28 protein-coding genes are annotated in these 25,236 nt (G+C 34.2%); 17 read left to right on the top strand and 11 right to left on the bottom strand.

Going from position 1 to position 25,236, the window contains the following annotated elements:
• Positions 1-59 precede the first annotated feature (59 nt).
• The 11 genes from U6A24_RS03590 to U6A24_RS03540 all read left to right on the top strand — a co-directional run bounded on the left by U6A24_RS03590 (position 60) and on the right by U6A24_RS03540 (position 10,337).
• Positions 60-1,403: a dihydrolipoamide acetyltransferase family protein gene (locus tag U6A24_RS03590; protein ID WP_324178571.1), complete on the top strand. Its 1,344-nt coding sequence runs from the start codon at positions 60-62 to the stop codon at positions 1,401-1,403.
• Positions 1,404-1,547: 144 nt separating this feature from the next.
• Positions 1,548-3,272 carry a DUF885 domain-containing protein gene (locus U6A24_RS03585; protein ID WP_324178570.1) on the top strand — a complete coding sequence of 575 codons (1,725 nt, stop codon included), beginning with the start codon at positions 1,548-1,550 and terminating at the stop codon, positions 3,270-3,272.
• A 126-nt stretch (positions 3,273-3,398) separates the two neighbouring features.
• Positions 3,399-4,250: an ABC transporter ATP-binding protein gene (locus U6A24_RS03580; RefSeq protein WP_324178569.1), complete on the top strand. Its 852-nt coding sequence runs from the start codon at positions 3,399-3,401 to the stop codon at positions 4,248-4,250.
• Positions 4,237-4,995 carry a hypothetical protein gene (locus U6A24_RS03575; RefSeq protein ID WP_324178568.1) on the top strand — a complete coding sequence of 253 codons (759 nt, stop codon included), beginning with the start codon at positions 4,237-4,239 and terminating at the stop codon, positions 4,993-4,995. The genes U6A24_RS03580 and U6A24_RS03575 overlap by 14 nt, the downstream gene beginning before the upstream one ends.
• Positions 4,995-5,375, top strand: coding sequence for a GntR family transcriptional regulator (locus U6A24_RS03570; protein ID WP_324178567.1), 381 nt, complete (start codon positions 4,995-4,997; stop codon positions 5,373-5,375). Before U6A24_RS03575 ends, U6A24_RS03570 begins: the two co-directional genes overlap by 1 nt.
• On the top strand, positions 5,362-5,907 hold the full coding sequence (locus U6A24_RS03565; protein ID WP_324178566.1) for a GIN domain-containing protein: 546 nt from the start codon (positions 5,362-5,364) through the stop codon (positions 5,905-5,907). Before U6A24_RS03570 ends, U6A24_RS03565 begins: the two co-directional genes overlap by 14 nt.
• 81 nt (positions 5,908-5,988) lie before the next feature.
• On the top strand, positions 5,989-6,441 hold the full coding sequence (locus U6A24_RS03560; protein ID WP_324178565.1) for a hypothetical protein: 453 nt from the start codon (positions 5,989-5,991) through the stop codon (positions 6,439-6,441).
• A gap of 79 nt (positions 6,442-6,520) precedes the next feature.
• Positions 6,521-7,198: a DUF4386 domain-containing protein gene (locus U6A24_RS03555; RefSeq protein ID WP_324178564.1), complete on the top strand. Its 678-nt coding sequence runs from the start codon at positions 6,521-6,523 to the stop codon at positions 7,196-7,198.
• A gap of 61 nt (positions 7,199-7,259) precedes the next feature.
• Positions 7,260-8,093 carry a DUF2306 domain-containing protein gene (locus tag U6A24_RS03550; protein ID WP_324178563.1) on the top strand — a complete coding sequence of 278 codons (834 nt, stop codon included), beginning with the start codon at positions 7,260-7,262 and terminating at the stop codon, positions 8,091-8,093.
• Positions 8,094-8,160: 67 nt separating this feature from the next.
• Positions 8,161-8,832 carry a DUF4395 domain-containing protein gene (locus U6A24_RS03545; RefSeq protein WP_324178562.1) on the top strand — a complete coding sequence of 224 codons (672 nt, stop codon included), beginning with the start codon at positions 8,161-8,163 and terminating at the stop codon, positions 8,830-8,832.
• Positions 8,833-8,834: 2 nt separating this feature from the next.
• On the top strand, positions 8,835-10,337 hold the full coding sequence (locus U6A24_RS03540) for an aminotransferase class V-fold PLP-dependent enzyme (RefSeq protein WP_324178561.1): 1,503 nt from the start codon (positions 8,835-8,837) through the stop codon (positions 10,335-10,337).
• A 37-nt stretch (positions 10,338-10,374) separates the two neighbouring features.
• Here the strand turns inward: U6A24_RS03540 and U6A24_RS03535 are convergent, their stop codons facing one another.
• The 5 genes from U6A24_RS03535 to U6A24_RS03515 all read right to left on the bottom strand — a co-directional run bounded on the left by U6A24_RS03535 (position 10,375) and on the right by U6A24_RS03515 (position 15,084).
• Entirely contained in the window at positions 10,375-11,016 is a 642-nt protein-coding gene (locus U6A24_RS03535; RefSeq protein WP_324178560.1) for a glutaredoxin domain-containing protein, read from the bottom strand.
• A gap of 27 nt (positions 11,017-11,043) precedes the next feature.
• Positions 11,044-12,204: a metal ABC transporter permease gene (locus U6A24_RS03530; RefSeq protein ID WP_324178559.1), complete on the bottom strand. Its 1,161-nt coding sequence runs from the start codon at positions 12,202-12,204 to the stop codon at positions 11,044-11,046.
• On the bottom strand, positions 12,197-13,324 hold the full coding sequence (locus tag U6A24_RS03525; RefSeq protein ID WP_324178558.1) for a metal ABC transporter permease: 1,128 nt from the start codon (positions 13,322-13,324) through the stop codon (positions 12,197-12,199). The genes U6A24_RS03530 and U6A24_RS03525 overlap by 8 nt, the downstream gene beginning before the upstream one ends.
• Before the next feature lie 5 nt (positions 13,325-13,329).
• Positions 13,330-14,073, bottom strand: a complete 744-nt coding sequence (locus U6A24_RS03520) for a metal ABC transporter ATP-binding protein (RefSeq protein WP_407654003.1) — start codon at positions 14,071-14,073, stop codon at positions 13,330-13,332.
• 93 nt (positions 14,074-14,166) lie between these two features.
• Positions 14,167-15,084, bottom strand: a complete 918-nt coding sequence (locus U6A24_RS03515) for a metal ABC transporter solute-binding protein, Zn/Mn family (RefSeq protein WP_324178557.1) — start codon at positions 15,082-15,084, stop codon at positions 14,167-14,169.
• 173 nt (positions 15,085-15,257) lie between these two features.
• On the opposite strand from U6A24_RS03515, the gene U6A24_RS03510 reads away from it, so the two are divergent.
• The 3 genes from U6A24_RS03510 (at position 15,258) to U6A24_RS03500 (ending at position 17,442) form a co-directional block, all read left to right on the top strand.
• Entirely contained in the window at positions 15,258-15,944 is a 687-nt protein-coding gene (locus U6A24_RS03510) for a metal-dependent transcriptional regulator (protein ID WP_324178556.1), read from the top strand.
• 81 nt (positions 15,945-16,025) lie between these two features.
• Positions 16,026-16,805: a 3'-5' exonuclease gene (locus U6A24_RS03505; RefSeq protein WP_324178555.1), complete on the top strand. Its 780-nt coding sequence runs from the start codon at positions 16,026-16,028 to the stop codon at positions 16,803-16,805.
• Between the two features lie 25 nt (positions 16,806-16,830).
• Positions 16,831-17,442 (top strand): fumarylacetoacetate hydrolase family protein, encoded by a 612-nt coding sequence (locus tag U6A24_RS03500; protein WP_324178554.1) that lies wholly within the window; start codon positions 16,831-16,833, stop codon positions 17,440-17,442.
• Positions 17,443-17,460: 18 nt separating this feature from the next.
• Here U6A24_RS03500 and U6A24_RS03495 read toward each other — a convergent pair whose 3' ends face one another.
• Entirely contained in the window at positions 17,461-17,931 is a 471-nt protein-coding gene (locus U6A24_RS03495) for a thioredoxin family protein (RefSeq protein ID WP_324178553.1), read from the bottom strand.
• A gap of 2 nt (positions 17,932-17,933) precedes the next feature.
• A complete protein-coding gene (locus U6A24_RS03490; protein WP_324178552.1) occupies positions 17,934-20,297 on the bottom strand; it encodes a TonB-dependent receptor in 2,364 nt (787 codons plus the stop codon).
• Positions 20,298-20,615: 318 nt separating this feature from the next.
• Here U6A24_RS03490 and U6A24_RS03485 point away from each other — a divergent pair, with 318 nt between their 5' ends.
• Together U6A24_RS03485 and U6A24_RS03480 are read left to right on the top strand one after the other, a co-directional pair.
• Positions 20,616-20,954 (top strand): Hpt domain-containing protein, encoded by a 339-nt coding sequence (locus U6A24_RS03485; protein ID WP_324178551.1) that lies wholly within the window; start codon positions 20,616-20,618, stop codon positions 20,952-20,954.
• Between the two features lie 2 nt (positions 20,955-20,956).
• Positions 20,957-22,216, top strand: coding sequence for a competence/damage-inducible protein A (locus U6A24_RS03480; RefSeq protein WP_324178550.1), 1,260 nt, complete (start codon positions 20,957-20,959; stop codon positions 22,214-22,216).
• On the opposite strand, the gene U6A24_RS03475 is transcribed toward U6A24_RS03480, so the two are convergent.
• The 4 genes from U6A24_RS03475 to U6A24_RS03460 form a co-directional block, all read right to left on the bottom strand.
• Positions 22,213-22,623: a hypothetical protein gene (locus tag U6A24_RS03475; RefSeq protein ID WP_324178549.1), complete on the bottom strand. Its 411-nt coding sequence runs from the start codon at positions 22,621-22,623 to the stop codon at positions 22,213-22,215. The two genes, U6A24_RS03480 and U6A24_RS03475, sit on opposite strands and share 4 nt — an antisense overlap.
• A 167-nt stretch (positions 22,624-22,790) precedes the next feature.
• Positions 22,791-23,192: a hypothetical protein gene (locus tag U6A24_RS03470; RefSeq protein WP_324178548.1), complete on the bottom strand. Its 402-nt coding sequence runs from the start codon at positions 23,190-23,192 to the stop codon at positions 22,791-22,793.
• Positions 23,193-23,298: 106 nt separating this feature from the next.
• Complete coding sequence (locus U6A24_RS03465) at positions 23,299-23,700, bottom strand: hypothetical protein (RefSeq protein ID WP_324178547.1); 402 nt, start codon at positions 23,698-23,700, stop codon at positions 23,299-23,301.
• A 652-nt stretch (positions 23,701-24,352) separates the two neighbouring features.
• Positions 24,353-24,754: a hypothetical protein gene (locus tag U6A24_RS03460; RefSeq protein WP_324178546.1), complete on the bottom strand. Its 402-nt coding sequence runs from the start codon at positions 24,752-24,754 to the stop codon at positions 24,353-24,355.
• A gap of 234 nt (positions 24,755-24,988) precedes the next feature.
• Between U6A24_RS03460 and rpmB the strand changes: the two genes are divergently transcribed.
• Positions 24,989-25,228, top strand: a complete 240-nt coding sequence (gene rpmB / locus U6A24_RS03455) for a 50S ribosomal protein L28 (protein ID WP_210195611.1) — start codon at positions 24,989-24,991, stop codon at positions 25,226-25,228.
• The last annotated feature ends 8 nt before the right edge of the window (positions 25,229-25,236 follow it).

Below are 25,236 nucleotides of genomic sequence, written 5' to 3'. Positions count from 1 at the left end.
AGCTTAATTTTAATTAAATTCGCAAAAAAAATAACGTACAAACACTTTTGATTAAGAATATGGCAAAATTTGAGCTAAAACTTCCAAAAATGGGTGAGAGTGTTGCAGAGGCAACAATAACAACTTGGTTAAAAGAAGTTGGAGATACTATCGAATTAGACGATGCTGTTGTAGAAATAGCCACAGATAAAGTAGATAGTGAGGTGCCTAGTGAAGTAGAAGGTGTTTTGGTAGAAAAACTTTTTGAAGTTGATGATGTAGTAGAAGTTGGTCAGACATTGGCTATTATAGAAACTGAAGGCGAGGGAGTAGTTGAATCTGCCTCAGTTGAAACTAAAGTAGATGTGGTAGAAGCTCCTAAAGAAGCAGTAGTTTTGGAAACACAAATGGAAGAGACTGCCGAAGTAGTTTCTGGAACTACTTCAGATTTCTCTGGAGGGAGCAAGTTTTACTCTCCGCTAGTCAAAAATATTGCAACTGCTGAAGGTGTTACCCTTGCAGAGCTTGAAGCCATTCCTGGTACAGGAAAAGATGGTCGAGTGACCAAAAATGATATTCTTAAGTTTGTTGAAGATCGTAAGAATGGAGTAGTTGCACCGGTAGCGGAACCAGTTAAGGAACCAGCAAAAGTTGAGACTCCTGCAAAAGCTGAGAAAAAAGCCGCTCCAAAAGCTGCTCCCGTTGTTGCATCAGGTGAAGATGAAATTATTGAGATGACCCGTATGGGTAAACTTATTGCACATCATATGGTGGAGTCTGTTCAGACGTCAGCGCATGTGCAATCTTTTATAGAAGCCGATGTAACAAATATTTGGAACTGGAGAAAGAAAGTGAAAGCAGACTTCGTGAAAAGAGAAGGAGAGAATCTTACTTTTACGCCTATTTTTATGGAAGCCGTTGCAAAAGCGTTGAAAGATTTCCCAATGATGAATATCTCGGTTTCTGGTGATACTATTATAAAAAAGAAAAATATAAATTTAGGTATGGCTGCTGCCTTACCCGATGGTAATCTTATTGTTCCGGTTATTAAAAATGCGGATCAATTAAATTTGGTCGGAATGACCAAAGCAGTGAATGATCTTGCAAATCGAGCTCGGAATAATGCATTAAAACCTGATGATATTCAAGATGGAACATATACAGTTACCAATGTGGGGACATTTGGAAGTATCATGGGTACGCCAATTATTAACCAACCACAAGTAGGTATACTTGCACTTGGGGCGATTAGAAAAGTTCCTGCGGTAATCGAAACGCCTGAGGGGGACTTTATAGGTATTCGTTATAAAATGTTCTTATCACATTCTTATGACCATAGAGTGGTAAACGGGGCCTTAGGAGGACAGTTCGTACAACGCGTAAAAGACTATCTAGAGGCTTTTGACGTGAATCGAGAATTTTAAAAAAAAAGTATATTATCATATGATAAAACCACAGTTTAAAAGCTGTGGTTTTTTGTTGATATACTATATATGAGTTTATTTGTAGTAAAGTATTGATGCAAACTTAAGTTTTAATCTTTTGTAGCTTAGAGAAAACCAAAATCAATGAAAACATATTTAGTAGGCCTATCAGTAATTTTCATACTGACAGCTTGTAATAAAAAATCGGAAACTCAAGAACAAGGAAATTCTATAATTAAATTGGCTGATGTCTATTATCAAAGAGTGTTAGAATCGTATCCAGAATATGCTTATTATTTAGATGAAGACTTGGGAAGGCACGATCAAATTTCGTCGAATGATCTTTTAAAGGTGGAAGAGTGGGAGCGTTTTGAAGATAGCCTTTATCTTAAACTACGGGAAATTGATGAGTCGATAATAACCGAAAAAAAGAATAGGATAACGTATTGGTTACTTAAAGAAGAGCTGGAAAGCAATAAAGCTATGAGAGTTTGTAAACGCAATTTATGGAATGTTAATCATAGAAGCGGTTGGCAAAGCAAATGGTTGTCGCTGATTAATTTTCAACCTGTAGGAAGTGAAGAATTAAGAGAACAGGCATTAACGCGTTGGAATACATTTCCGGATTATGTTGCGACCGAAATTAAAAATTTGAAAAAAGGAGTTGCTCTTGGGTATACTATGCCTAAAGAAATTGTGAAATTAGTCATTGATCAGATGCAGGTTCTACAAGACTATACTATTAAAGAATCACCTTTTATGTCTCCGGCCAAGAGAGATGGTGATGAGGATTTTGTTGCAGAGTGGAAAGCTCTTGTTGATGAAAAAATGCTTCCCGCTATTGCAAATTATCAAAAGTATTTAAGCGATGAATATTTAAAAGTTGCACGCGAAGAAGTATCAATTCTTAATATACCGAACGGAGCAGAATGCTATCAGGCTCAAATAAGAAGCTATACAACTTCAGGTATAACAGGTAATGAAATTTTTGAACTTGGTAGTAAAATTGTAAAAAATAATAAGACCAAGGTTATTGAACTAGGAAAGGAGTTATATAAGTCTGATAATTTTAATGAGATTGTGAAGTTAGTAGAAGAAGATTCTTTAGATTACTTTAAAACCAGTGATGAGATTCTTGAAACCAATATACAGTTATTAGAGAATGCTAAGAAAGAAAGTGAAAAATGGTTTGCTGTAATGCCGTCTAAAGAGGTTACTATAAAACCTTATGAGCCTCACGAAGCGGGTAGAGGAAGCTATGAGGGTGCTACAAAAGATAAACCGGCATATTTTAGGATTAACCTTCAAAATCCCGAAAAGCAACAAAAAGGAAGTAATGAAATTCTTACCTATCATGAAGCATATCCGGGGCACCATTTGCAAAGAGGTATTGAAAGAGACATTGTTGGGTTACATCCTATCTCAAAAATGATTTCTTTTGGTAGTTATGTTGAAGGATGGGCAAGATATAGCGAACAATTGGCAGAGGAAATGAATTTATACAAAAACCGATCGGCATTAATAAAAAGAAGGACTTGGCCATCTAGAGGGATGGTAGTGGACCCTGCATTACATCTTAAAGGTTGGACAAAAGAGCAAGTTATGAATTTCATGATGGAATCTGGAACTACCAAAGAATCGGCTTTAAGTTTATATCATAGAATCATTATTTGGCCAGCACAATTAACATCTTATGATGTTGGTGGTGAGGAGATAAAATCCCTAAGAAAACGTGCTGAGTCCAAGTTAGGAGATGACTTTGATGTAAGAGAATTTCATTCTGAAGTTTTGAAAAATGGATCGATCCCACTTAGTGCACTAAGAATTTCGATAGATGATTGGATTGATAAGAAATCAAGCAAACTATAATGATATCTTAAGTGCTCTGATCTAGAGTGCTTCTTTTTAGATTTTTAGTTAAGTTTTAAAAAACATTTGCCTAATTCAAATTACTTATTTATTTTTGAGGTGTACTAGATAACTAATACACTAGATATGATTTCAATTAGAGGTTTACGATTTCATTATCCAAAGGGCCGAACAGTGCTCGATGATATTTCACTTGATTTTATGAAGGGTAATATTTATGGACTGTTTGGAGAGAATGGAGAGGGGAAGAGTACATTGATCAAAATAATGGCTGGTTTGTTGTTTCCTAAAGTAGGGTATTGTCAAATTTCTAATGAAGATGTAGCTAAAAGAAAAGTAAAAAACTTGAAAGAGATTTTTATAGTACCTGAAGATTTTGAATTACCTGGGATAAAGATTGATACTTTCGAAAAAATTAATTCATCCTTTTATCCAAAGTTTTCGCAAGATCGATTTTATGAATTGATACAAGAATTTAAACTATCTCCCAAAGAAAATATAGCTGCCTTGTCGTTTGGACAAAAGAAAAAAGTGCTTATCGCTTTTGGGATTGCTGCCAATACTAGTTTGTTACTTATGGATGAGCCAACAAACGGTCTTGATATTCCTTCAAAAAGTCAGTTCAGGAAAATTATGGCTTCTGCCGTAGATCAGGGAAAATGTATTGTTATTTCAACACATCAGGTAAGAGATTTGCATAGTCTCATTAACTATGTGGTGATTTTGGGGCAATCAAAAGTGATATTTGATCAATCCCTTTCTCGGGTTTCAGAAAAATTGTGGTTTGGTCGTCCAAAGCAAGGTATGCAGGAAGATATCCTTTATTCAGAACCATCTTTTGTGGGTAAAGCCATCCTTAAACGTCAGGATTATGAAGAAACTGAGGTAGATTTAGAACTATTGTTTAATGCAGTGGTAAGCTACCCAGAGAAGATTAATAATGCAATAAAAAACGTAAATCGCAATGCAAGAGTTTAATGGTAAAAGAATAGTTGGTCTTATTTATAGAAATATTGTATTGCAAAAAGGAGCAATTATTACGGCATTATTGGTGGCTGGAGGGCTTATTTTTATAGGTTCTTTACTTAGCATGAGAGGAGGGGATCATCTTGTGGAACCTAACGAGTTTATTGTTATGTTTTCAATATTGTTTCTCACACTAGGGTTGTTGTTTACCTTTTCTATTTTTAAAGAACTGCATAATAATAAAGTAAATCATTTTTATTTTTTGCTTCCCACTTCTGCATATGAAAGAATCATTGCTTCTTGGTTAATTTCCAATGTAATTTACATAGTAGTATTTACGTTTTTTGCATTTATAGTTGGGCAATTGGCAATTGTGATATGTAGTGTTTTTCCAAGTACCAATTTACATGTTCTACCTGTATTTTCGGAAGCATACTGGAACTTGGTTAAATTTTACTTTTTTGCTCAACCCGCATTTCTTCTTGGTGCTGTAACTTTTTCAAAAAATAGAATTGGAAAAACATTATTGGTTGCCTTGATAACCGTTTTTTGTGTTTTCATGTACAACCTTATTCTTTGTTTTTCTTTTACAGGAGGAGCTTTTGATGTGTTTACATCTGACCCTTTCTCAACCGATGCGTTTAGCTTGGCGAAAGAAGATCTTTCGGGATTGGGAGCCTTACTTTTTAGTATTGTACTTGGGCCAATGATGCTTTTGGCAGCCTATTTTAAGTTAACTGAAAAGGAGGTTCGATAATGGATTTTGATAATGGCAAACCTATATACCTGCAGATCGTGGATTTCTTCTACGAGAATATCCTAATACGCAAGTGGCAAGAGGATGAGAGGATTCCTTCGGTAAGAGAGGTTGCTATGATGGTAGAAGTAAATCCTAATACAGCTATTCGAGCTTTTAATCATCTACAAGAACTAGAAGTGATATATAACAAAAGAGGAATTGGATATTTTGTGTCTAAAAATGGTTATGATACCGTTTTAGAAATCAAAAAAAAAGAATTTATAGGAGTAACATTACCTGATGTTTTTAAAGAAATGATGTTGCTTGATGTAGAGTTTGAGGAAGTGAAAAACTCATATGATCAATATGTAAAACATACCAATAATGAAGAAAAGTAATTTGGTTATAATTATTGCATTAATGCTAGTAAGCTTTTTCTTTTTGGCTTTTCAGGCTATTATGCATGATTACATGGATAAAGTTGATAGAAGGATAGTGGCAAGTAAGTTTGTAGAGGATGTAAGAGTGATGCCTACTTTTAATAGAATACGAATAAGTCAGGATGCCTTCATCTTTTTTGAACAGGACAGTGTAGCAAAGATTAAAGTCGATGCGCCAGAGAGTTTAATACCTTATGTAAAAACAGAAGTACATGGTGATACACTTATCATTGATAACACCAAAGAAGTAAGAAAAAGAGACAGCATAAAAATATTTGTTTCAAATCCAAAGTTGGTCGAAATCATTATGAGTTCGGGAACTATTTTTGAAACCATTGGCCAAGTTTCTGGTAAGGATTTAAACCTTCAATTTAGTAATGAAAGCAAGGGGGATCTTGAGTTATCATATCAGTCTGTAGTTTGTAATGCTATTTCTGGATCAAAAATCAAAATCAAAGGAAACTCTGATAATATCGATTTCTCTAATTAAAAAACCTAAAACAAATGTAAACACAGCGATAAATAGTCAATCATCAATCAATCTTAATCATTAATCAAAAAACGAACAGTTATGAATTTAGAACACAGTGTGATCATCACGCCAAAGCCAGAGAAAGTCACGATAAAAAAAGTATCCAAGTTCAAAAATTGTGCAATGAAGTTTGTCTACCTACTTACTTTTGTTGCTCTGGGATACGACGTATGGTCAGAAATCATTAATCCAAGTGAAGTTTGGGGGGGCTATGATGGGGTTGTGTATAGTTTCTGGGCAGCCTATGCTGCTTTGATGGGGCTTGGAATAAGGTATCCCTTAAAGATGTTACCTTTATTGCTACTTCAGCTATTTTATAAATCAGTGTGGTTACTTGGAATTTACCTTCCCTTAAGTATGCAAGGACAATTGGATACCGCTTCAGAAGGATTTTTAATGCCATTTGCTATTGCTATACCCTTGGATCTTATTGCTATTCCCTGGAGGTATGTTTATCGTAATTACATTCAAAAACTTTTTAGGTTTAGCTAATCTGAATTTTTTTCCTGTACCTGAATATTTCGAGCTGTATTAGATCGAGATAAAATCATCAATCAATAAAACGAATATTATGAATTTAAATCCTAAAACTGGAAGGATAATGGGGTTCTTATTTTTAACTCAATTTGTATTGGGAGTTTTAATCAACTTCTTTTTACTTGGTCCAGTAATTTTTGACGAAAATTTTTTAACAATTACATCTTTTCATTCAACCTTGGTGATTACCGCTGCACTACTTGCTGTCTTGTTAAGTTGTATAAGCCTTTGGATTGCTATCGCTTTGAAGCCATTTTTTAATGCATATAACTATAGTCTGGCATTATGGTATCTGGGTTTTACAATTATAGGATTTGTTATCACCCTCGTAGATAACACGATAATATTATCTATACTATCAGTAAGTAATGATTTTATAAAACCAGATGTTTCTAATACGAAATATTTAGCGAGCTTAGGTGATCTGCTTCTTCAGATGCGAGGCTGGATCCATATGATGGATATGTTAATCGGGGGGTTATCAATAGCCACTTTGTATTATGGATTTTGTCAAACCAAACTTATTCCAAGTGTATTGTCCATTTTGGGTTGTATTGCAACCTTGGTTATGTTGGGCAACGTTTTGTGGTCTATATACGATACTGGTTTAATGGTGCTTTATCTTCCAGTAGGACTTATACAGATAGTGATTTCAATTTGGTTAATCATTAGAGGTTTTAATACAACAAAATTGGTGTCTAGTGATACGTAGAGTTTTGTAATTCATAAATCAATCATAAATCAATCATAAATCAATCAAAAAGCAAACAGTTATGGATACACAAGAAAATCTTGTAGGAAAACTGCAAAGTAGATCCTTCAATGCAAATAAAGCTTTAAACAGTGCTGCCATCTTCTGGTTTATTGTAGCCGTAATAGGTCAGTGGTTTTTTGCATATTATATTGCTGTTTTTTACGGCGGAACTTTAGTAGAAGGAAATTTGGCCGCATGGACCAAACGAATGATTCATGGATTTGTAGAAGGCGACTACCTAGGAAATTCATTTGTATTACTGCATATACTGCTAGCATTTGTTATAACCTTTGGAGGACCATTTCAATTTATTCCCCAACTCAGAACCAAAGCAAAAACCTTTCATCGATGGAATGGGCGCCTCTACACCGCTACTGCACTATTAATTAGTATTGGGGCACTTTATATGGTATGGGCAAGAGAAGCAGTGGTAGGGGGTTTTTTTGGCCAATTGGCTATCTCAGGTAACGCTTTACTAATTGTGGTTTTTGCCGTTATGACTATACGCACAGCAATGAACCGCAATTTTGTCGCACACCGCAAGTGGGCTCTTCGTACCTTTCTTGTAGTAAGTGGCGTATGGTTTTTTAGAGTAGGATTTGGATTATGGATATTTCTTAATAATGGAAGCGCGCCAGGTAGCACCCAGGACCTCACAGGGCCGTTCGATATGTTTTTGTACTTCGCCAATTATTTACTGCCAATTTTCTTTTTAGAGCTCTATTTCCGTGCTCAGGAAAAAGGTGGGTTTATAAGTAAAATCGGAATGGCCGCAGGACTTTTTATTCTCACTTTTTTAACCGGATCCGGCATTTTTATGGCTGCTCAGATATTTTGGCTTCCTAACCTTTAATATAGATAAAAATTGGCCATTCAAAACAAGAGAATTTGGCTTTATGTAAAATCAAAAAACGAACAAAATGCATACTATTAATAAAACAATTCAATTTGGAGAATTTGTCGAGGGATATACCATCCCCGTACTAAATGAAAGAGAAATAAGAGCTGCGGCGGGAATTCTTTTTTTAATCATGTTTATCGCTATACTGGTGGTGGTTTTTACAGGTAATTTTACGATGCTTAAATATGCTGTAACTATTTTTCTTACTGATATTATGATAAGGGTTTTGATTAATCCTAAATTTTCGCCATTTCTTATACTGGGACGACTTATTGTGCGTAATCAGGTGCCAGAATATGTGGGTGCCCCCCAAAAGAAATTTGCCTGGAAAATTGGTCTAGCCTTATCATCGCTCATATTTATTTTGTCTAACGTGATAAATTCTTATGGCCCAATAACTGCACTGATCTGTTTGATCTGTTTGATATTTCTGTTTTGGGAAACTGCATTTGGGATTTGCCTGGGATGTAAATTTTATGCAATATTTTATAAAGATAAAGTGCAGTATTGTCCTGGGGAGATCTGCGAAAGAAAAGACAGACAGGATATTCAAAAGACATCAAAAATTCAATTAATAGTCTTCTTTGGATTTATCATTTACATCGTAATAATGATCTTCTTGCTCAATGACATGTATACCCAGGATCCTAGCAATTTGTGGGATATTATAAATGGTACTGTAGAAAAGTAGTTATGGAGCATTACTTTGAAAAATATCATGATAATATCATTGGTCAAAATCAAACCATAAAAACACCATATCATGATTCGATACGAATAATTTATACCGATTGGACTGCGAGCGGAAGGATGTACAAACCAATTGAAGAGCGTATGTTGAATGATTTTTATCCATTTGTTGCCAACACGCATACAGATACTAATGATACTGCAATGGCAATGACGTATGCGTATCACAAAGCACGACAAATCATAAAGAATCATGTAAACGCATCTATAGATGATGTTCTTATCTCTTCAAATTCTGGAATGACTGGGGTTATAAATAAGCTTCAGCGCATACTTGGGCTTCGTATTCATGAATCTTTCAAAGATCAAATCCATATCTCCGAAGAAAATAGACCTGTAGTATTTATTTCACATATGGAGCATCATTCTAATCAAACATCCTGGTTAGAAACGATTGCAGATGTTGTGATTATTCCACCGGATGAATCTGGCCTGGTATCAATAAGAAACTTAGAAAAGCTTGTTCATCAATATAAGAATAGAAATATAAAGATAGCCGCCATAACATCATGCTCAAATGTCACGGGAATTATTACACCTTATATTGAAGTCGCAGAACTTATTCACCAATATAACGGGTTGTGTTTTGTGGATTTTGCATGTTCTGCACCTTATATCAATATAGATATGCACGAGAATGATAAAAGAGGACGCTATTTTGATGCTATATATTTTTCATGTCACAAATTTTTAGGGGGTCCGGGAACTACAGGTATATTGGTTTTTAATAAAAAGTTGTATAAAAATTTAATACCTGATATCTCTGGAGGAGGTACTGTTTCCTGGACTAATCCCTGGGGGGAACATAAATATTTTGAGGATATAGAAGCTAGAGAAGACGGAGGTACTCCTGCCTTTCTTCAAACCATTAAGGCGGCGATGTGCATGAAACTTAAAGATGAAATGAATGTAGAATACATTAGAGAGCGAGAAGATGAAATTCTTAGTATGGTATGGAAGAGATTGGACCATATTCCTAATTTACATATTTTGGCTAGAGAACATAAAAAAAGGTTAGGTGTGATTTCTTTTTACATAGATAGTCTCCATCATAACCTTGGTGTAAAATTATTGAATGATAGATTTGGGATACAAACAAGAGGAGGGTGTTCATGTGCAGGAACATATGGGCATTACCTTCTTAAGGTAACACCTAAAAAATCTCATAAGATTACCAACGAAATTGATCAGGGAAACTACTCTAATAAACCAGGGTGGATACGCATGTCTATTCATCCAACCCATACCAATCAGGAAATTGAGTTCGTACTAAATGCTATTAAGCAACTTGCAGCTCATCATTCAATGTGGAGTAGAGACTATGATATTGATTTGAGAAAAGGAAGTATTAAACCAAAAAATATGAGTTCATCTTTAGAAATGAAAGATAGAATAAATAAAGGGTTTGTAGATAAGTTTTCGGGAAACGTTACTCCTGTAAATTAAGTACACCGAAAGTGGTGAAAATAACTTTGAAGTGCAATTATTTAGCTAAAGTAAGAATAAAATCATCAACATCATTGATAGGGTATTGCAGAGTTTTCTTTACAATGGCAAGAGGAACGCCTATACTATTTTTATCGTATCCATTTTGGTCTAACAGTTCCCATAGATAGTCACGATATCGATTTTTTTTATCAATATTAACTTCTCTAAATTTGATATGTTTTTCTTTTAACTTTGAGATCAAAAAAATGCATTTTTCACAATCATTTTTGGTGAAAATGATCGTTTCCGATTTCATTATAGAAGAAACGGAGGCTTGTTTTTGAGGCGTGTTATTACGATTTACCTTAATAGCTTCTAATTGCTCATTTACTATTAAGTCATAAGTGTAATAGGACTCAACATCGGTTAAAGGGATTAAAATCATCATCTGTACTTTGCTTTTTGCAGGGATGATTTTGATGATAGGCTTATTAGCACTGCGCCTATATCCTGTTGGAGTTATTTTTAAGAAAACACTTTTTTCAGTATCCGTATCGTTTTGTATAAAAAGAATAGTTCTCTTTTTTTGTTTTTCTTCAATTAATCGTACTGGTGCTTCCTGAGAGAAGATTGTAAAATTAAAGCCAAAAATCGAGATAAAAACTAAAGCGATTTTCTTTGTTAAAGAAATAAACATTTACTTTTTATTTTAAAGATACGAGTTTTACCCTCTAAACAGAAAGAAGCGGTCTTTCATATTTTCAATTTCTGAATTTTTATTGGTAATAATATAGTCCAACGCTTTTGTGGTGAATTTTTTACCTTTTTTGGTGAGAGAAACTATATCGCTATCGATGGTGATCATATTATTTTTTATGGCAAGATCCAATACAGATTTAGATCGTACTTTTTGCCAGTTAATATGTTCGTTGAGGTGTTTTACATGTCGCTCTTCCTCTTCTTTATGATTTCTTAAGTGAAGTAAAAAAGTGAGTAATAATACTTCGATGCGTTGTTGCCTTTGTCTGTACAACACCGAAAACAATCCCCTTTCTGGGGCAAACAGATAAACCAATAAAAAAAGTAATCCTAAAACCGTAGTCATTGATCCCGAAATTGATGCATCCAAAATGTGGGCAACCCAATATCCGGCAATTGCACTTCCTACACCAAATAGTATTGCCAATACCAGCATTTTCTTAAGGTCATTGGTCAATAAATAGGCAATTGCAGCAGGAGCAATCATTAATGCTATGACCAGAATAGCACCGACTGCATCAAAAGCACCTACGGTAGTAATAGAAGAAACTGTCATTAAGCCATAATGCATTACAACAGGAGATAAACCCAGTGCTGATGCTAATCCTGCATCAAAAGTGCTAATTTTTAACTCTTTAAAAAAGGCAATTAACAGGCTTAAGGTGATAATCAAAATACTACCTATGATCCACAAAGATTTTGGACCAAGATCAGTATCGCCAACATTTAGTCTATCAAATGGAGCAAAAGCTAATTCACCTAATAATACAGCGTCTACATCCAAATGTACGTCATTGGCATTTTTCGCTATAAGAATAATTCCGATACTGAATAAAGCAGGAAATACTAATCCTATTGCTGTATCCTCCTTTACTAACCCCGTTTTTTGTATAAACTCTACCAATACTACCGTAAGAACTCCACTGGCAGCGGCCATTATAATTAATAGAGGAGAGGATAAATCATGAGTGATAAAAAATCCAATAACAATTCCGGGTAAAATAGAATGGCTTATAGCATCAGTGATTAAAGCCATTTTTCGTAAAACAAGAAATGTACCCGGTATAGCACAAGCAATAGCCACTAGACTAGCAATTAATTGTATTTCAATTTGCGCACTACTCATCTTCTTTAATTAATTGATTATACAAGTTTGCTGCTGTATAGTAACCCTCTTTGGTCATTGACCACATATTACCTTGAATTTTAATGTAATCTTTATCTTCTAACTTTTGAAGAGACTTTCTGGTAAACCCTTGAAAATTGTTTAAAATTCGTATAGCATGAGGGTGAGAAACATCTTCATGTGTTTTTGCAATGTTGTACATAAAGGATAACGTTTTATGTAATTGAAGATCATTTCTGTTTTTTCTGAAACGAATTTCTCGAAACAATAAGCCACGACCTGGAGAGAAGATAAACGAGAATAACACGAATACTCCTGCCACCAATACAATCACAGGTCCTGTGGATAAATTATTCTGACTTGCACTTATGGCGGTTCCAAATATTCCAGAGAAAGTACCAAAAATGGCTGCCAATACAACCATTACCGCCAAATTGTTGGTCCATTGTCTTGCTGCCGCAGCAGGAGCCAAAAGCATAGCGCTCATTAATACAACTCCAACAGTTTGTAACCCTAATACAATGGCAATAACTATAAATGAAGTGATTAAAATGTCTAGAAATTTGGTGTTAAATCCAAGGGTTTTTGTGTAATCTGCATCAAAAAGTAATAGTTTTAATTCTTTCCAGAACAACAATAAAACAATTAGGCTGATTCCTGTCACAATGACCATAAGCCACACATCACTTTCGAGCAATGTTGCTGCTTGTCCAAAAAGGTAGCTTTCTAGACCGGCTTGATTTGCATTCGGCATTTTCTGAATGTAGGTCAGTAACAACATCCCAAATCCGAAAAATAAAGAAAGTATTAATCCTAATGCAGTATCTGATTTAAGGTGTGTCTTTTGTGTAATTCCTCGAATCCAAAAAGTGCCAATTAAGCCGCTAACCAATGCTCCTAATAAAAAAATAGAGCTGTTTTTTGTTTCGATGATTAAAAAAGCGATAGCAATACCAGGTAAGGCTGCATGAGAGATAGCATCCCCTAAAAGGCTCTGTTTTCTAAGCACAGCAAAACTTCCAAGCATACCACATATAGCGCCTAACACTGCAGTGCCTAGGGTTATGGTACGAAGTGTATAGTCGTTAAAAACAAGCTCTATGTATTCTTGTAAGTTCATTATTGTTATTGCTGTATACTTACCTTATAATTAATTCCATAGGTTTTAGTTAGGTTATCATCGTTAAAGATATCCTTAACGGGTCCTGTAGCTATCTTTTTTACATTCAAAAATGTAACCCAATCAAAATATTCAGGTACAGTTTGTAGGTCATGATGCACTACTATTACTGTTTTTCCAGCCTTACGAAGTTCTTTTAGAATATTGATAATTGCTTTTTCGGTAGTGGCATCAACTCCCTGAAAAGGCTCATCCATAAAATAGATAGAAGCATTTTGTACCAAGGCTCTTGCCAAAAATATTCGTTGTTGTTGTCCTCCAGAAAGCTGACTGATTTGCCTGTTTTTAAACGCAAGCATTCCTACTTTTTCTAGAGCTTCGAGAGCTGCTTTTTTTTGTTTTTGCCCTGGCCTTTTGATCCATCCCAAACTTCCGTAGGTCCCCATCATGACGACATCTAATGCGGTAGTAGGAAAATCCCAATCTACACTTCCTTTTTGAGGTACGTAGGCGACTAATGACCGTTGTTTTTTATACGCTTTTCCGTAAATTTGAACACTTCCTGCAATGGGCTTTATGATATCCAAAATTGACTTGATCAATGTTGACTTTCCTGCTCCATTAGGCCCTACAATGGCCATAAGGACGCCTTCGGGAATAGCAAGGTCGATATCCCATAATACGGGTTTGTAATTATAGGCTACAGTAAGGTCATCGATTTGAACTGCAATTTTGTCTTTAATAGTCATTAGTTAATATTTGTAAGTCTATGGTTGTTTGTCAATAGTTGTAATAGTTAAATTTTCTTAACTTCTTGACTACTGATTCCTAATCATCCAAGACTATTTTAAAGCATTAGTTATGGTATTCACATTATACTCAAACATGCCAATATAAGTACCTTCAACGGTTCCTGGATTTCCAAGGGCATCAGAATATAAAGTTCCACCAATAGTAACTTGGTGGTCTTTTGATTTTACGGCGGCTTGTAACGCCTCGATAGTTCGTTTGGGTACAGAACTTTCAACGAAAATAGCTTTTACCTCTTTTTCTATAATAAAATTAGCCAATTTCTGAACATCTTGCACTCCTGCCTCTGTGGCCGTTGATAATCCTTGAAGCCCAACCACATTAAAGTCGTATGCTTTACCGAAGTAACTAAAGGCATCGTGCGCCGTAACCAAAATGCGTTTCTCTTTAGGTAGGGTCGAAATGATTTCTTTTAATTTTATTTCTAAATCATTCAGTTTTGATAAATATGTCTTTCCGTTTGTTTTAAAAACTTCAGCGTTTTTTGGGTCTATTATCGAAAGTTCTTTGATCACCGATTCGGTAACAATTTTCCAGTTTTTTATACTGAACCAGATATGAGGGTCATAGTTAGATGCAAAATAATCAGAACCAATCAATGTATTTTTTTCTAAGCTTTCACCTACCGGAATAGTTTTTACATCCTGACTCTCCATTTTTTCAAATACTTCTACTAGTTTGCCTTCAAGATGCAGGCCATTATAGAAAATTATATCTGCAGTCACTAGCTTGTTTACATCACCTTCACTCGCTTTATAAAGATGAGGGTCAACACCACTACCCATTAATCCTTTAACCTCAATCATGTCACCACCAATGTTTTTAACCAAATCGGTAATCATTGAAGTGGTTGTTACTACATTAAGTTTTTGATTTTCGTTTTTTACTTCCTTTTTACAAGAAAAGAAAGTAATAGTAAGTATGAGAAGTATTGTAAGTCTTTTGGTCATTTTCTTAATTTTAATTCAATGCACGTATATTGTATTGAATATGAGATGTATTTTGTTTTTTAATAGGCACCTAATTACATCTAAACTGTTCTAGATGAGAATGGGATGCTTAATAATTGTATTAGGTTTAGTATTTTTGTTTTATTATTATAGCAAAACTAAAAAAGTTAGCCATGACTAACAAATCAAATTCGAATAATTTAACAAAAAGTGAAGAAGACTATCTAAAGGCTCTTTTTCAGTTATTGGTAGAAGATAATTCGGTTAAGGTTGGGAATAATCAGTTGGCAGAATATCTTAAGGTTTCTCCTGCTTCCACTAATAATATGATTAAGAAATTAAAAGCTAAGCATTATGTAGTTAGCGAGAAATACGGAAAACTGGAATTAACTGAAGAAGGGCGAGCTATAGCTGTTAGGTTAATTAGAAAGCATAGACTTTGGGAGACTTTTTTATACAATTATCTCAATTTTAGCTGGGATGAGGTTCATGATGTAGCAGAGCAGTTAGAACATATAAAATCATACAAATTGATTGATGAATTGGATCGATTTATGGATTTCCCAGAGAAAGACCCTCATGGTGAATTAATACCTAATTCTAAAGGAGAATATAAAGTAGTTTCTAAAATTACGTTATCTTCTCTGGAAGAAGGAGATGTATGTAAATTAGTAGCTGTAAATGATGGTTCGGTTAATTTTTTAAGATTTGTATCAGAAATAGGGTTAGCATTAAGTAGTGAGATCAAAATCCTTGAAGTTCGAGAGTTTGACAAATCCATACGTATACAATTTGATGGTGTAGTAGAAACAGTAACCAAAAAGTTTGCTGATAATGTATTCGTTAAGAAGGTAGTATAGTTTTTGTAAATGTTAAAATAGAGTCAAGCTATAAGAATGTTAAAGAATAGCTGTTATCTTTGAGTATCACACAAACAATTTATGGAGCTTAATTTAAAAAAACCGATATGTTTTTTTGATCTTGAAACTACCGGTGTTAATATTTCTAAAGATCGTATTGTAGAGATTTCTGTACTCAAAATATTTCCAAATGGCACTCAGGAAAGTAAAACCTGGTTGGTAAATCCTGAAATGCCAATTCCTCCTGAAACCACCGCTGTACATGGTATTGATGATGCTAAGGTTGCCAATGAACCTACATTTAAGCAATTGGCAAGCAAAGTTAATGAGATGATTAAAGGGTGTGATCTTGGAGGGTTTAATTCTAATCGTTTTGATATTCCCTTGCTTGCTGAAGAATTGTTAAGAGCCGGGCTTGATTTTGATATGAAAAATAGAGTGGCAATAGATGTGCAAACTATTTATCATAAAATGGAGAAAAGAACTTTGTCTGCTGCTTATAAGTTTTATTGTGATAAGGATTTAGATAATGCACATTCTGCTGAAGCCGATACCATGGCTACATATGAAGTGTTAAAAGCGCAATTGGATAAGTATCCAGAATTAGAGAATGATTCTAAATTTCTTGCAGAGTTTAGTTCAAGAAAACAATTTGCAGATTTTGCAGGATTTATAGCATATGATGATAATGGAAAAGAAGTCTTTTCTTTTGGTAAGCATAAAGGTAAATCGGTTGAGCAAGTAATGGAAGAAGAGCCAGGCTATTTTGGATGGATTCAAAACGCTGATTTTCCATTGTATACCAAAAAAGTGCTTACTGCTGTAAGATTAAGAAAGTTAAATAATAGTTTGAACTTGTAAATATTCTCTACATCCTTTTAATGATATGAAGCTTATTTGTATAGGACGAAATTATACGGATCATATTGAAGAGTTGGAAAATGAAAAACCAACAGATCCTGTGATTTTTATGAAACCGGACACTTCTATTTTGCTTAAAAAACAACCGTTTTTTATTCCTGATTTTTCAAATAATATACATCATGAAGTAGAGGTTCTGGTGAAAATTAAGAAAATAGGAAAGTATATTGATAAAAAATTTGCTCATAAGTATTATGATGAAATTGGTCTAGGGATTGATTTTACAGCTAGAGACCTGCAAAGTCAACTTAAAGCAAAAGGATTGCCTTGGGAAAAAGCAAAAGCTTTTGATGGAGCTGCAGTTATTGGTAAATGGATCTCTAAAGAAGAGTTTTCGAATGTTAATGATATTGATTTTCGGTTAGAAAAAAATGAAGAAATAGTTCAGCAGGGTAATACTAAGCTCATGTTGTGGAAGATTGATGAACTTATAGCATACGTGTCTCAATATTTTACGTTAAAAATTGGAGATGTTATTTTTACCGGCACGCCGGCAGGAGTGGGCCCCGTAGAAACTAATGATAACTTGAGTGGTTTTATTGGTGAAAGAAAAATGTTTTCAATAAAGGTGAAATAGGATTTGTAGTTTATGTCACTATAATGAGGATAGTAGTTTCTTAGGACTCATATATTCAAAATACCGTTTCCTCACTTTGAAATTTTCGTCCAGAAAAATAATCGCAGGTAAAGAAAATGGATACCCCTCTCTTGAAGCTAATAAAATTGGAATTTCATGAATCGAATTTCTCGATGTTAAATGGCCTTTATTGGTAAAAATAGTTCCATCAAAATAAACAGAATCTTTACTTTCTGCGTTCATTTTAACAGCATAATATTCTTTGGTAATCTTCTCAATAATTTTTGGCTTGGTAAAAACTACACGATCCATTTTTTTACAATAGACGCACCAATCGGCATAAAAACTAATAATCACTTTTTTGGGTTTTATCGCAAGAGAATCGTCTAACTGCTCAAAGTTGATCCAGTTAATAGTATCGTTTTTTTGAGCTAGAGTTTTTATACTGCTGGCCAGAAGAAAAAATAGTATGATTTTTAGGTGTTTCATCATTAATGGAGTTTACCAAATTTTATTCCTATAAAAAATGTTCTGGGCGCTCCAGGTCCATAAATATAATCAGAATCACGAAGTGGTCCTATGTCGAAATCATCTTGGTAACTATTAAACATATTTTTAACGCCTCCGCTAAATGTGATGTGAAAATTTTCTGAAATATCTGTGTGATATTCAAGTTTTAAATTCATATCTAAAAAGGGATCAGTATCTATAAGATCTAAAAATCCTGATTCGCTTACGACTCTGGGTACTATCATGTTCCCGGTGTATGTTCCTGTGAGGTTCATATTAAAATGTTCTCCAGGTATCCAAGATGCATTTAAATACCCATAGGTGTTTGGGTTTCTTACAAATTCACTTACCGCTACGTCTTCTTCTGCATCTATAGTGTCATCTGATTCAAAAAGTACTTGGTCTTCATCATAATTTGCTTTTTGAATAGTACCGCCTAGCTGAAACTGCCATTCTTTTGAGGGAGAAATGCCAATTTCAAAATTGGTTCCAAATACTTTTGCACCCGATCCATTTCGTACTTCTTCGAGAATAGAACCATTTTCAAGAACTGCGCCTGTACTAACAAGGGTAAAGGGATCTTTAAGATCTGTATAGAATCCTTCTAACAAAAAATCGGTCTGAGTTTTATTTATGTTTTTGGTAAAGTTCAAAGAAGCTGTATATGCGTTAGAAAACTCAGTATCTAGGTTTTCTGATAAAATCACAAATTGAGGTTCCCCACCAACCGAAGAAATATGTAAATCCTCATTGAAAGCTTGAGGAGCTCTAAATCCGCGTGCATAACCACCTCTAAATTTTAAAGATTTAAGCAGGTTGTAAGATAATGTTATACGCGGACTCAGCACGGTTTGTTCTATAGATACGTTGCGTGAAATACCTCCAATATTGTAGTCGCCGTCTACATTTACATGATCAAGGCGTGTTCCTATAAGTGCAGTAAAATTATTATTAGGTTTCCATTCATATTGTACATAAGAACCAATAGTATGAACTTGTTGATCAATTAGTCTGTTATATCCCGCAATAATATCTTCAGTATCGCTTATGTTGTACTCTGCACCTGCGGTGATGATGTCATTGTTTTTAAGATTTTGAGTAAATTGAACCCCGGTAAGCAAAGCTAAATCTTTAGTGATCCCGTAAGAGTTTAAAGCAAGAATACTGTCCTGTCTCGTTCTTGCACCTCCCAATCCTCCATAATAACTATCCCTGTCTGTGTATTGACCAGAGGTATATACAGAAAAACTGTTGGTTCCTTTTTTGTTTTCAACTTCGTAAGTAATACCCCCCAAGAAAGTATTATGATCTAATTCTTCGGTAATATCTGTAAAATGGGGAGCAAGATCAAGACGATCTCCTCCGCGACGATATTCTTTTATGGTGGTTAAATCTAGAGAGATTTTACTCCTGTCACTAGGTTTTAAGAATGTTTTTAAGCCAAAAGTAGTATTTTGAAGTGTTGTTAATTCGGTAAAACCATCATCATTGGCATCAAACTCTTCGCGATCTCTATTTAATCCAAATACCGTAATTCCAGACATTAGGTCATCACTTACAAGGGATGTATTGAAATTTAGAGAGCGATCTGGGCTATCTCCATCGATAAGTCCAAGGTAAGTTCCGACTTCCCATGTGTTTAGAATTGGGTCTTTGGTTATAATATTAATTGTTCCCGCAATTGCATTAGATCCGTAAAGGGCAGAACCGCCACTTCTTACTACTTCAATACGTTCAACAATGTTGGTAGGGATCTGTTCCAATCCATATACACTGTTCAATGCGCTAAAAACAGCTCTGCTATTTATTAAAACCTGGGTATAACTGCCATCTAAACCATTTAGTCTTACTTGAGTGAATCCGCAATTTTGACAATTATTTTCTACTCTTACTCCTGGAGAATAATTAAGACCTTCAGATATTGATATAGATTGAGTAGCTTCTAGTAGTTTAGGACTTAGTACATTAACGACTACCGGAGCTTTTTTTCGATTTACCCTGTTTCTGGTAGCGCTTACTACTACTTGATCTAAATTTAATCGGTCCTCCCTAAGCGTAAATTCTTTTGAGGTAGTACTATTGGATGTTACTGAAATGTTTTTTTCTAGTGTTTGATATCCTAAAGAGCTTATTCTTAACAGGTAATCTCCATAAGGAATATGGTTAATTTCAAAAAAACCATTTCGATCAGCAGATACATATGTATTAAAGTGGGCATTTGATAGTTCTATATTGGCATATGGCAACGAAGTCTCTCCTGTGGTTATATTGCCTCTTAGATTTCCTGTTTGCCCTATTATTAAAGAGGTTTTAAATAGGAACAAAAAGAATAAGAATGGTTTCATGTTTAAGTTATTAACTATGTTTTTTAGATTTGGCAAATCTAAAAAGTTAGTTTAGACTAACAAATAATTTTAACAATTTATAAAAGAGATTTTAGAGATGTTTAATTTAATTTGTTTTTATTTAATGCAAAGGCATAACTCTAATACAGAATAATGATGTTTTATTCGTACAAATTGCATTTGATTACAGAATAATCGATAAATATTTTAGTTTGTAGGAAGGAGATATTATATTTACACATAAACCAAAACGAATAGGTGTGATAAATATCCTATATGGTTTTGTTAACGACAACTTTTCAACAAAAAATAAAATAAATGAGCAAAGGATATAGTTTAAAAAATGTAAATGAATTATCAGGGGGCGATGATGAATTTATAGCTGTGTTGGTGCAGACCTTTCTAGAAGAAATACCGCCCGATTTAGAAAGTATGATCCAGGCAGTAGACTCTGACAACCCAGAAATGGCCTATCAGTACGCTCATAAGATGAAACCCAATCTTCAACTTTTCGATATAGAACTTTTATCTCATATCAAACAAATAGAAGCATGGTCCAAAACCAATAAGGCTAAAGAAGAGATTAAACCTGTTCTGGATCATATAGTGACTACAGTTAATAATGCCATCGAAAATCTGAAAGTAGATTTTAGTTAATCATGTTCGCAGAAATAATTACCATAGGTGATGAGATTCTTATTGGGCAAATTATAGACTCCAACTCAGCGTTTATTGGTAAAGAACTTAATAAAATAGGTGTAGATGTTTATCAAATTACTTCGATAAGTGATGATAAGCAACATATTCTTACTGCGCTAGATGAGGCAAAAAAAAGAGCAGATATTGTTATCATTACTGGGGGACTTGGCCCAACCAAAGACGATGTGACCAAACATACTATCTGTGAGTATTTTGATGACACCCTGGTTCAAAATGAGAAAGTTCTCAAACATATAGAAGCATTGTTTGCAAAATATATTTCTACACCAATTTCAGATATTAATAGACAACAATCTCTTGTGCCAAGTAAATCAACTGTGTTGATGAATCTATATGGTACCGCACCTGGTATGTGGATAGAATCTGAAAATACTGTTTTCATTTCTATGCCCGGTGTTCCATATGAGATGAAAGGACTTATGAAAAATGAAGTGCTACCAAGATTGCAAAAAAGATTCGATCGTCCTTATATTATTCATAAAACAGTACTCACGTATGGTCTCGGAGAGAGTGCTATAGCAGAAAGAATCGAAGATTGGGAGGATAGTTTGCCTTCTTTTATCAAATTGGCGTACTTGCCAAACTTGGGAAAGGTTAGGTTGCGACTTTCTGCCCGTGGAAATGATAAGAATCTCCTTGAGGAAACTTTGGAAAATAGAATTGAAGAATTGCATCATATTATAGGGGATATAATTATTGGCTATGAAGAAGATGAAACTATCGAAAAAAGAATAGGAAACCTTTTGGTGAGGAATGGAGAAACGCTTTCGGTAGCAGAAAGTTGTACTGGTGGAAAACTTGCACAATCCTTTACAGCAAATGCCGGAGCTTCAAAATATTTTAAAGGTGGTGTGGTGACCTATGCAACGCAATCCAAAATTGATATTCTTAACATAGAAGCCGATATTATTGATACGTATTCTGTAACTAGTTTTGAAGTAGCTGAAGCTATGGCGTTGGCTGTTAAAGAAAAATTTAAATCTGATTATGGGGTTTCTACAACGGGTAATGCTGGACCTGATAAAGGGGATGGAAACGTGGAAGCCGGTACAGTTTTTATAGCTATTGCTACTCCCAAAAGAGTTTTTTCTAAAAAATATGAATTTGGAAAAGGAAGGGAAAGAGTTATTGGTAAATCAATGAATAAAGCGCTTGAGTTGCTTCTAGAAGATTTGAAGGAAATATCCAAGATAGTTTAAGCGCTTTTTTTAGACCAATTGATAGCTTCTTCTAGATTGTTAAATTGATACAAGGGTTTTTTAGCGAAATGCTTTTCTACCTGTACCGATGTCTCACAAATTTTGGTATAAGTAACAACGCCGTATCCATTAAAATTTTCCATTTCGTTAAGAGGACAATTTAAATAATCGATAGGGGATATCGAATGAGAATTAATTCTGTTTGAGATATAAGAAAAAGGTCTTCCGTTTCCGTAATATTTAAATATTAATGGAATTAGATCATTTAGTTTTTCTAGAGTAATTACTTCTCCTTCTTTTACTTCTGCAATAAAATAGCCTTCAAAAAAGTAATATGTACCCAGGTTAAGATTGTGTCGTTCTATTAATTTATCTTTTCCGTTTTGCATGAGTTCTTGTCTTTTCATTAGTACGGTATAAGTCGCCATAATTCCATGCCCCTTTCGTTTAAACGCTGTTTTTCAGAAGTTTACATTGAGTTGAGCTACTTCAAACGTTCTAGTTAATAAAATTGGCTATCATTCAAAGAATTGTTGTGGTAAGAAAAGAAATAACAAATGAATTTTTAGTGCGATTAATCTTGAATAATTAATTGATTTACCCATTCAATGGCATCTTCTAGATTAGTAAATATATTTTTTGGAACATTTACGAAAGCTTGTTCCAAAGACGCTATTTCGTTACTAATTGAACCATAACTTACCACCGCAAATCCAATCAGGTTAGGAAACAACTTAGTAGATTGGTAATGCGCCGTTGGTTGGAAAGAGTAAGAATGTACCCTGTTGGAAATATAGGCAAAAGGAACTTTATTTCCATAGTATTTCTTTGCTAGGAGCATTAACCCTGCCGACTTTTCGAATGTTAGCGTTATACCTTCGTTTATTTCAGTCACTACAAAATTGTTATAGAAATATACATTACCTATATCTAGAACATGCGTCGCGATAAGTTCTTTATTAATTTTGGGAGTCATAAATATATAAAGTTGGCCCGCTAATATAAGATAATGGATGCTAACATCAATATTTGATTTTCGTTTTTATATTGATCAAGAATGTTTTTGAAAAAGATAGGTGTTTCTAATGAGAACTAAGTATATCTTCGGCCCAATCAATTGCATCTTCTAAGTTTTCAAAAATACCATTAGGCCAGTTCATGAATGATTGTTCAAGTTCTGCAATTCTATAGTTAATATCGTTATAGACCACAGTTGCATATCCTTTTAAATTTGGAAAAAGCGCTACCGATTTATAATGTCCCGTGGGAATAAAAGAATACGAATTAATTCTGTTAGAAATATACACAAACGGTTTATCATTCTTATAATTTGCTTGTGCAAGTTTAAAGAGCTCTTTTCCACTTTCAAAATTAAGGTTTACCCCCTCGACTATCTCACCTACAATGAAATTTTCATAGAAATAGAAGGTTCCAATATCGAGAATATGCTTCTCAATAAGAATTCTGTTCTTTTTGTGCGACATTATATATAAAGTTGGTCTATCGAAGTTAAAACAATGATTTTTAAAAATCAACGAATGCCATTGTTTTTTGATCCCGAAAATGAAACTCATATCACCTGTCATTTCATAATTTTTAAGGAAAAACAGGCTTGAAACTCCGACAGCTTATTATTTGATCAGAATGTGCCGCCAGAAAACCCGGCACAACTTTCCGAGCGGGGAATATGCTACCGGAAAACCCGGCACGTTTTTCCAGGGCAGGAAAATGTTCCCGGGTTTTCCGGGGCGTTTTTCCCAGGTGTAGAATCATTCTAAATAATTTAAACTAAATATACCCTAGGTATCGCCCTAAAAAAAGGTTACATATTTTACATTAACCCTAAAACCAAATAGCTTGGATTTGTAACCAGGCTGGATGATCGTACTCTATTCAACAATATACATGTAGCGTCCGATCACTAGGATTTGTAATCCGTGCAACTAATGGTATGGTATGGTGAATAATTAAAATAAGATACGATGTTCTTTGAAAATAGAAATAAAATAAGGGTTGAGAAAATGATTAGATAGCGTATAGGTTTTTTGAGAAAAATAAAATAATAATGAAGCAATACGTGAGATACGAGCGAGACGCTCGCACCAGCAGGGATGCCTATGTGTATTAAAGAGAGAGTTAACTTTTTGAGGTTATCTTCTCTGCCCAGTGAGTAGCATTTTCGAGATTTTTAAAAACTTGAGTAGGTATTTTGGTAAAGGTTTCTTCTAGTTCTGCAACTTTATAGTTAACCGCGTCATAAGTAACTATTCCGTAGCCTTTTAGGTTAGGAAAATTATCATTCATAGCGTAAAGTCGGGTAGGTTTGAATGAATATGAATTGATCCTATTTGAGATATAAGCATAAGGAATAGTATCTTTGTAGTGAATTTTTATAAGCTCATAAAGCTTTTTGCCGCTTTCAAAATTAAGATCGGCCCCGGCATACACTTCTCCAATAACGTAGTTTTTATGAAAATAGAATTCGCCTATTTCAATTTCATATTTTTTAATAAAGGATTTATTGATATTACTGACCACAATTACAATGATTTTACTGACTAAAATAAAAAATAAATGCTAAATTTTTCTTGTTTCCCTTAGGGAAGATATTGCATTTTAAGCATAGTATCAAAAAGCAAGCTTTGAGATTTTGAAGATTGGATAAAAAAAACTTAAAAAAAGAAGAAAAAAATACCAAACTATTATTGGTGGTTAGGTAAATAATTCGTTAATTTGCACCCTGTTTTGAAATAATACCAAAATTAAGAAGAGATGTCAAGAGTTTGCGAGCTTACAGGTAAAAAAGCAATGGTAGGAAACAATGTTTCTCACGCGATGAATAAAACAAAACGTAAATTCAATGCGAATTTGATCAAAAAGCGTTTTTATATTCCAGAAGAAGATAGATGGATCACATTAAAAGTATCTACTTCTGCTTTAAAAAATATAAACAAAAACGGGATCTCTGCTGTTTTAAAAGAAGCAAGAGCAAAAGGTTTTTTAACTAAATAATCTCCTTT

The organism is Aquimarina gracilis (assembly GCF_035285365.1).
GTDB lineage: Bacteria > Bacteroidota > Bacteroidia > Flavobacteriales > Flavobacteriaceae > Aquimarina > Aquimarina gracilis.
Note: the sequence above shows the minus strand (reverse complement) of the source record. Positions and strands in the feature narration are given on the sequence as shown.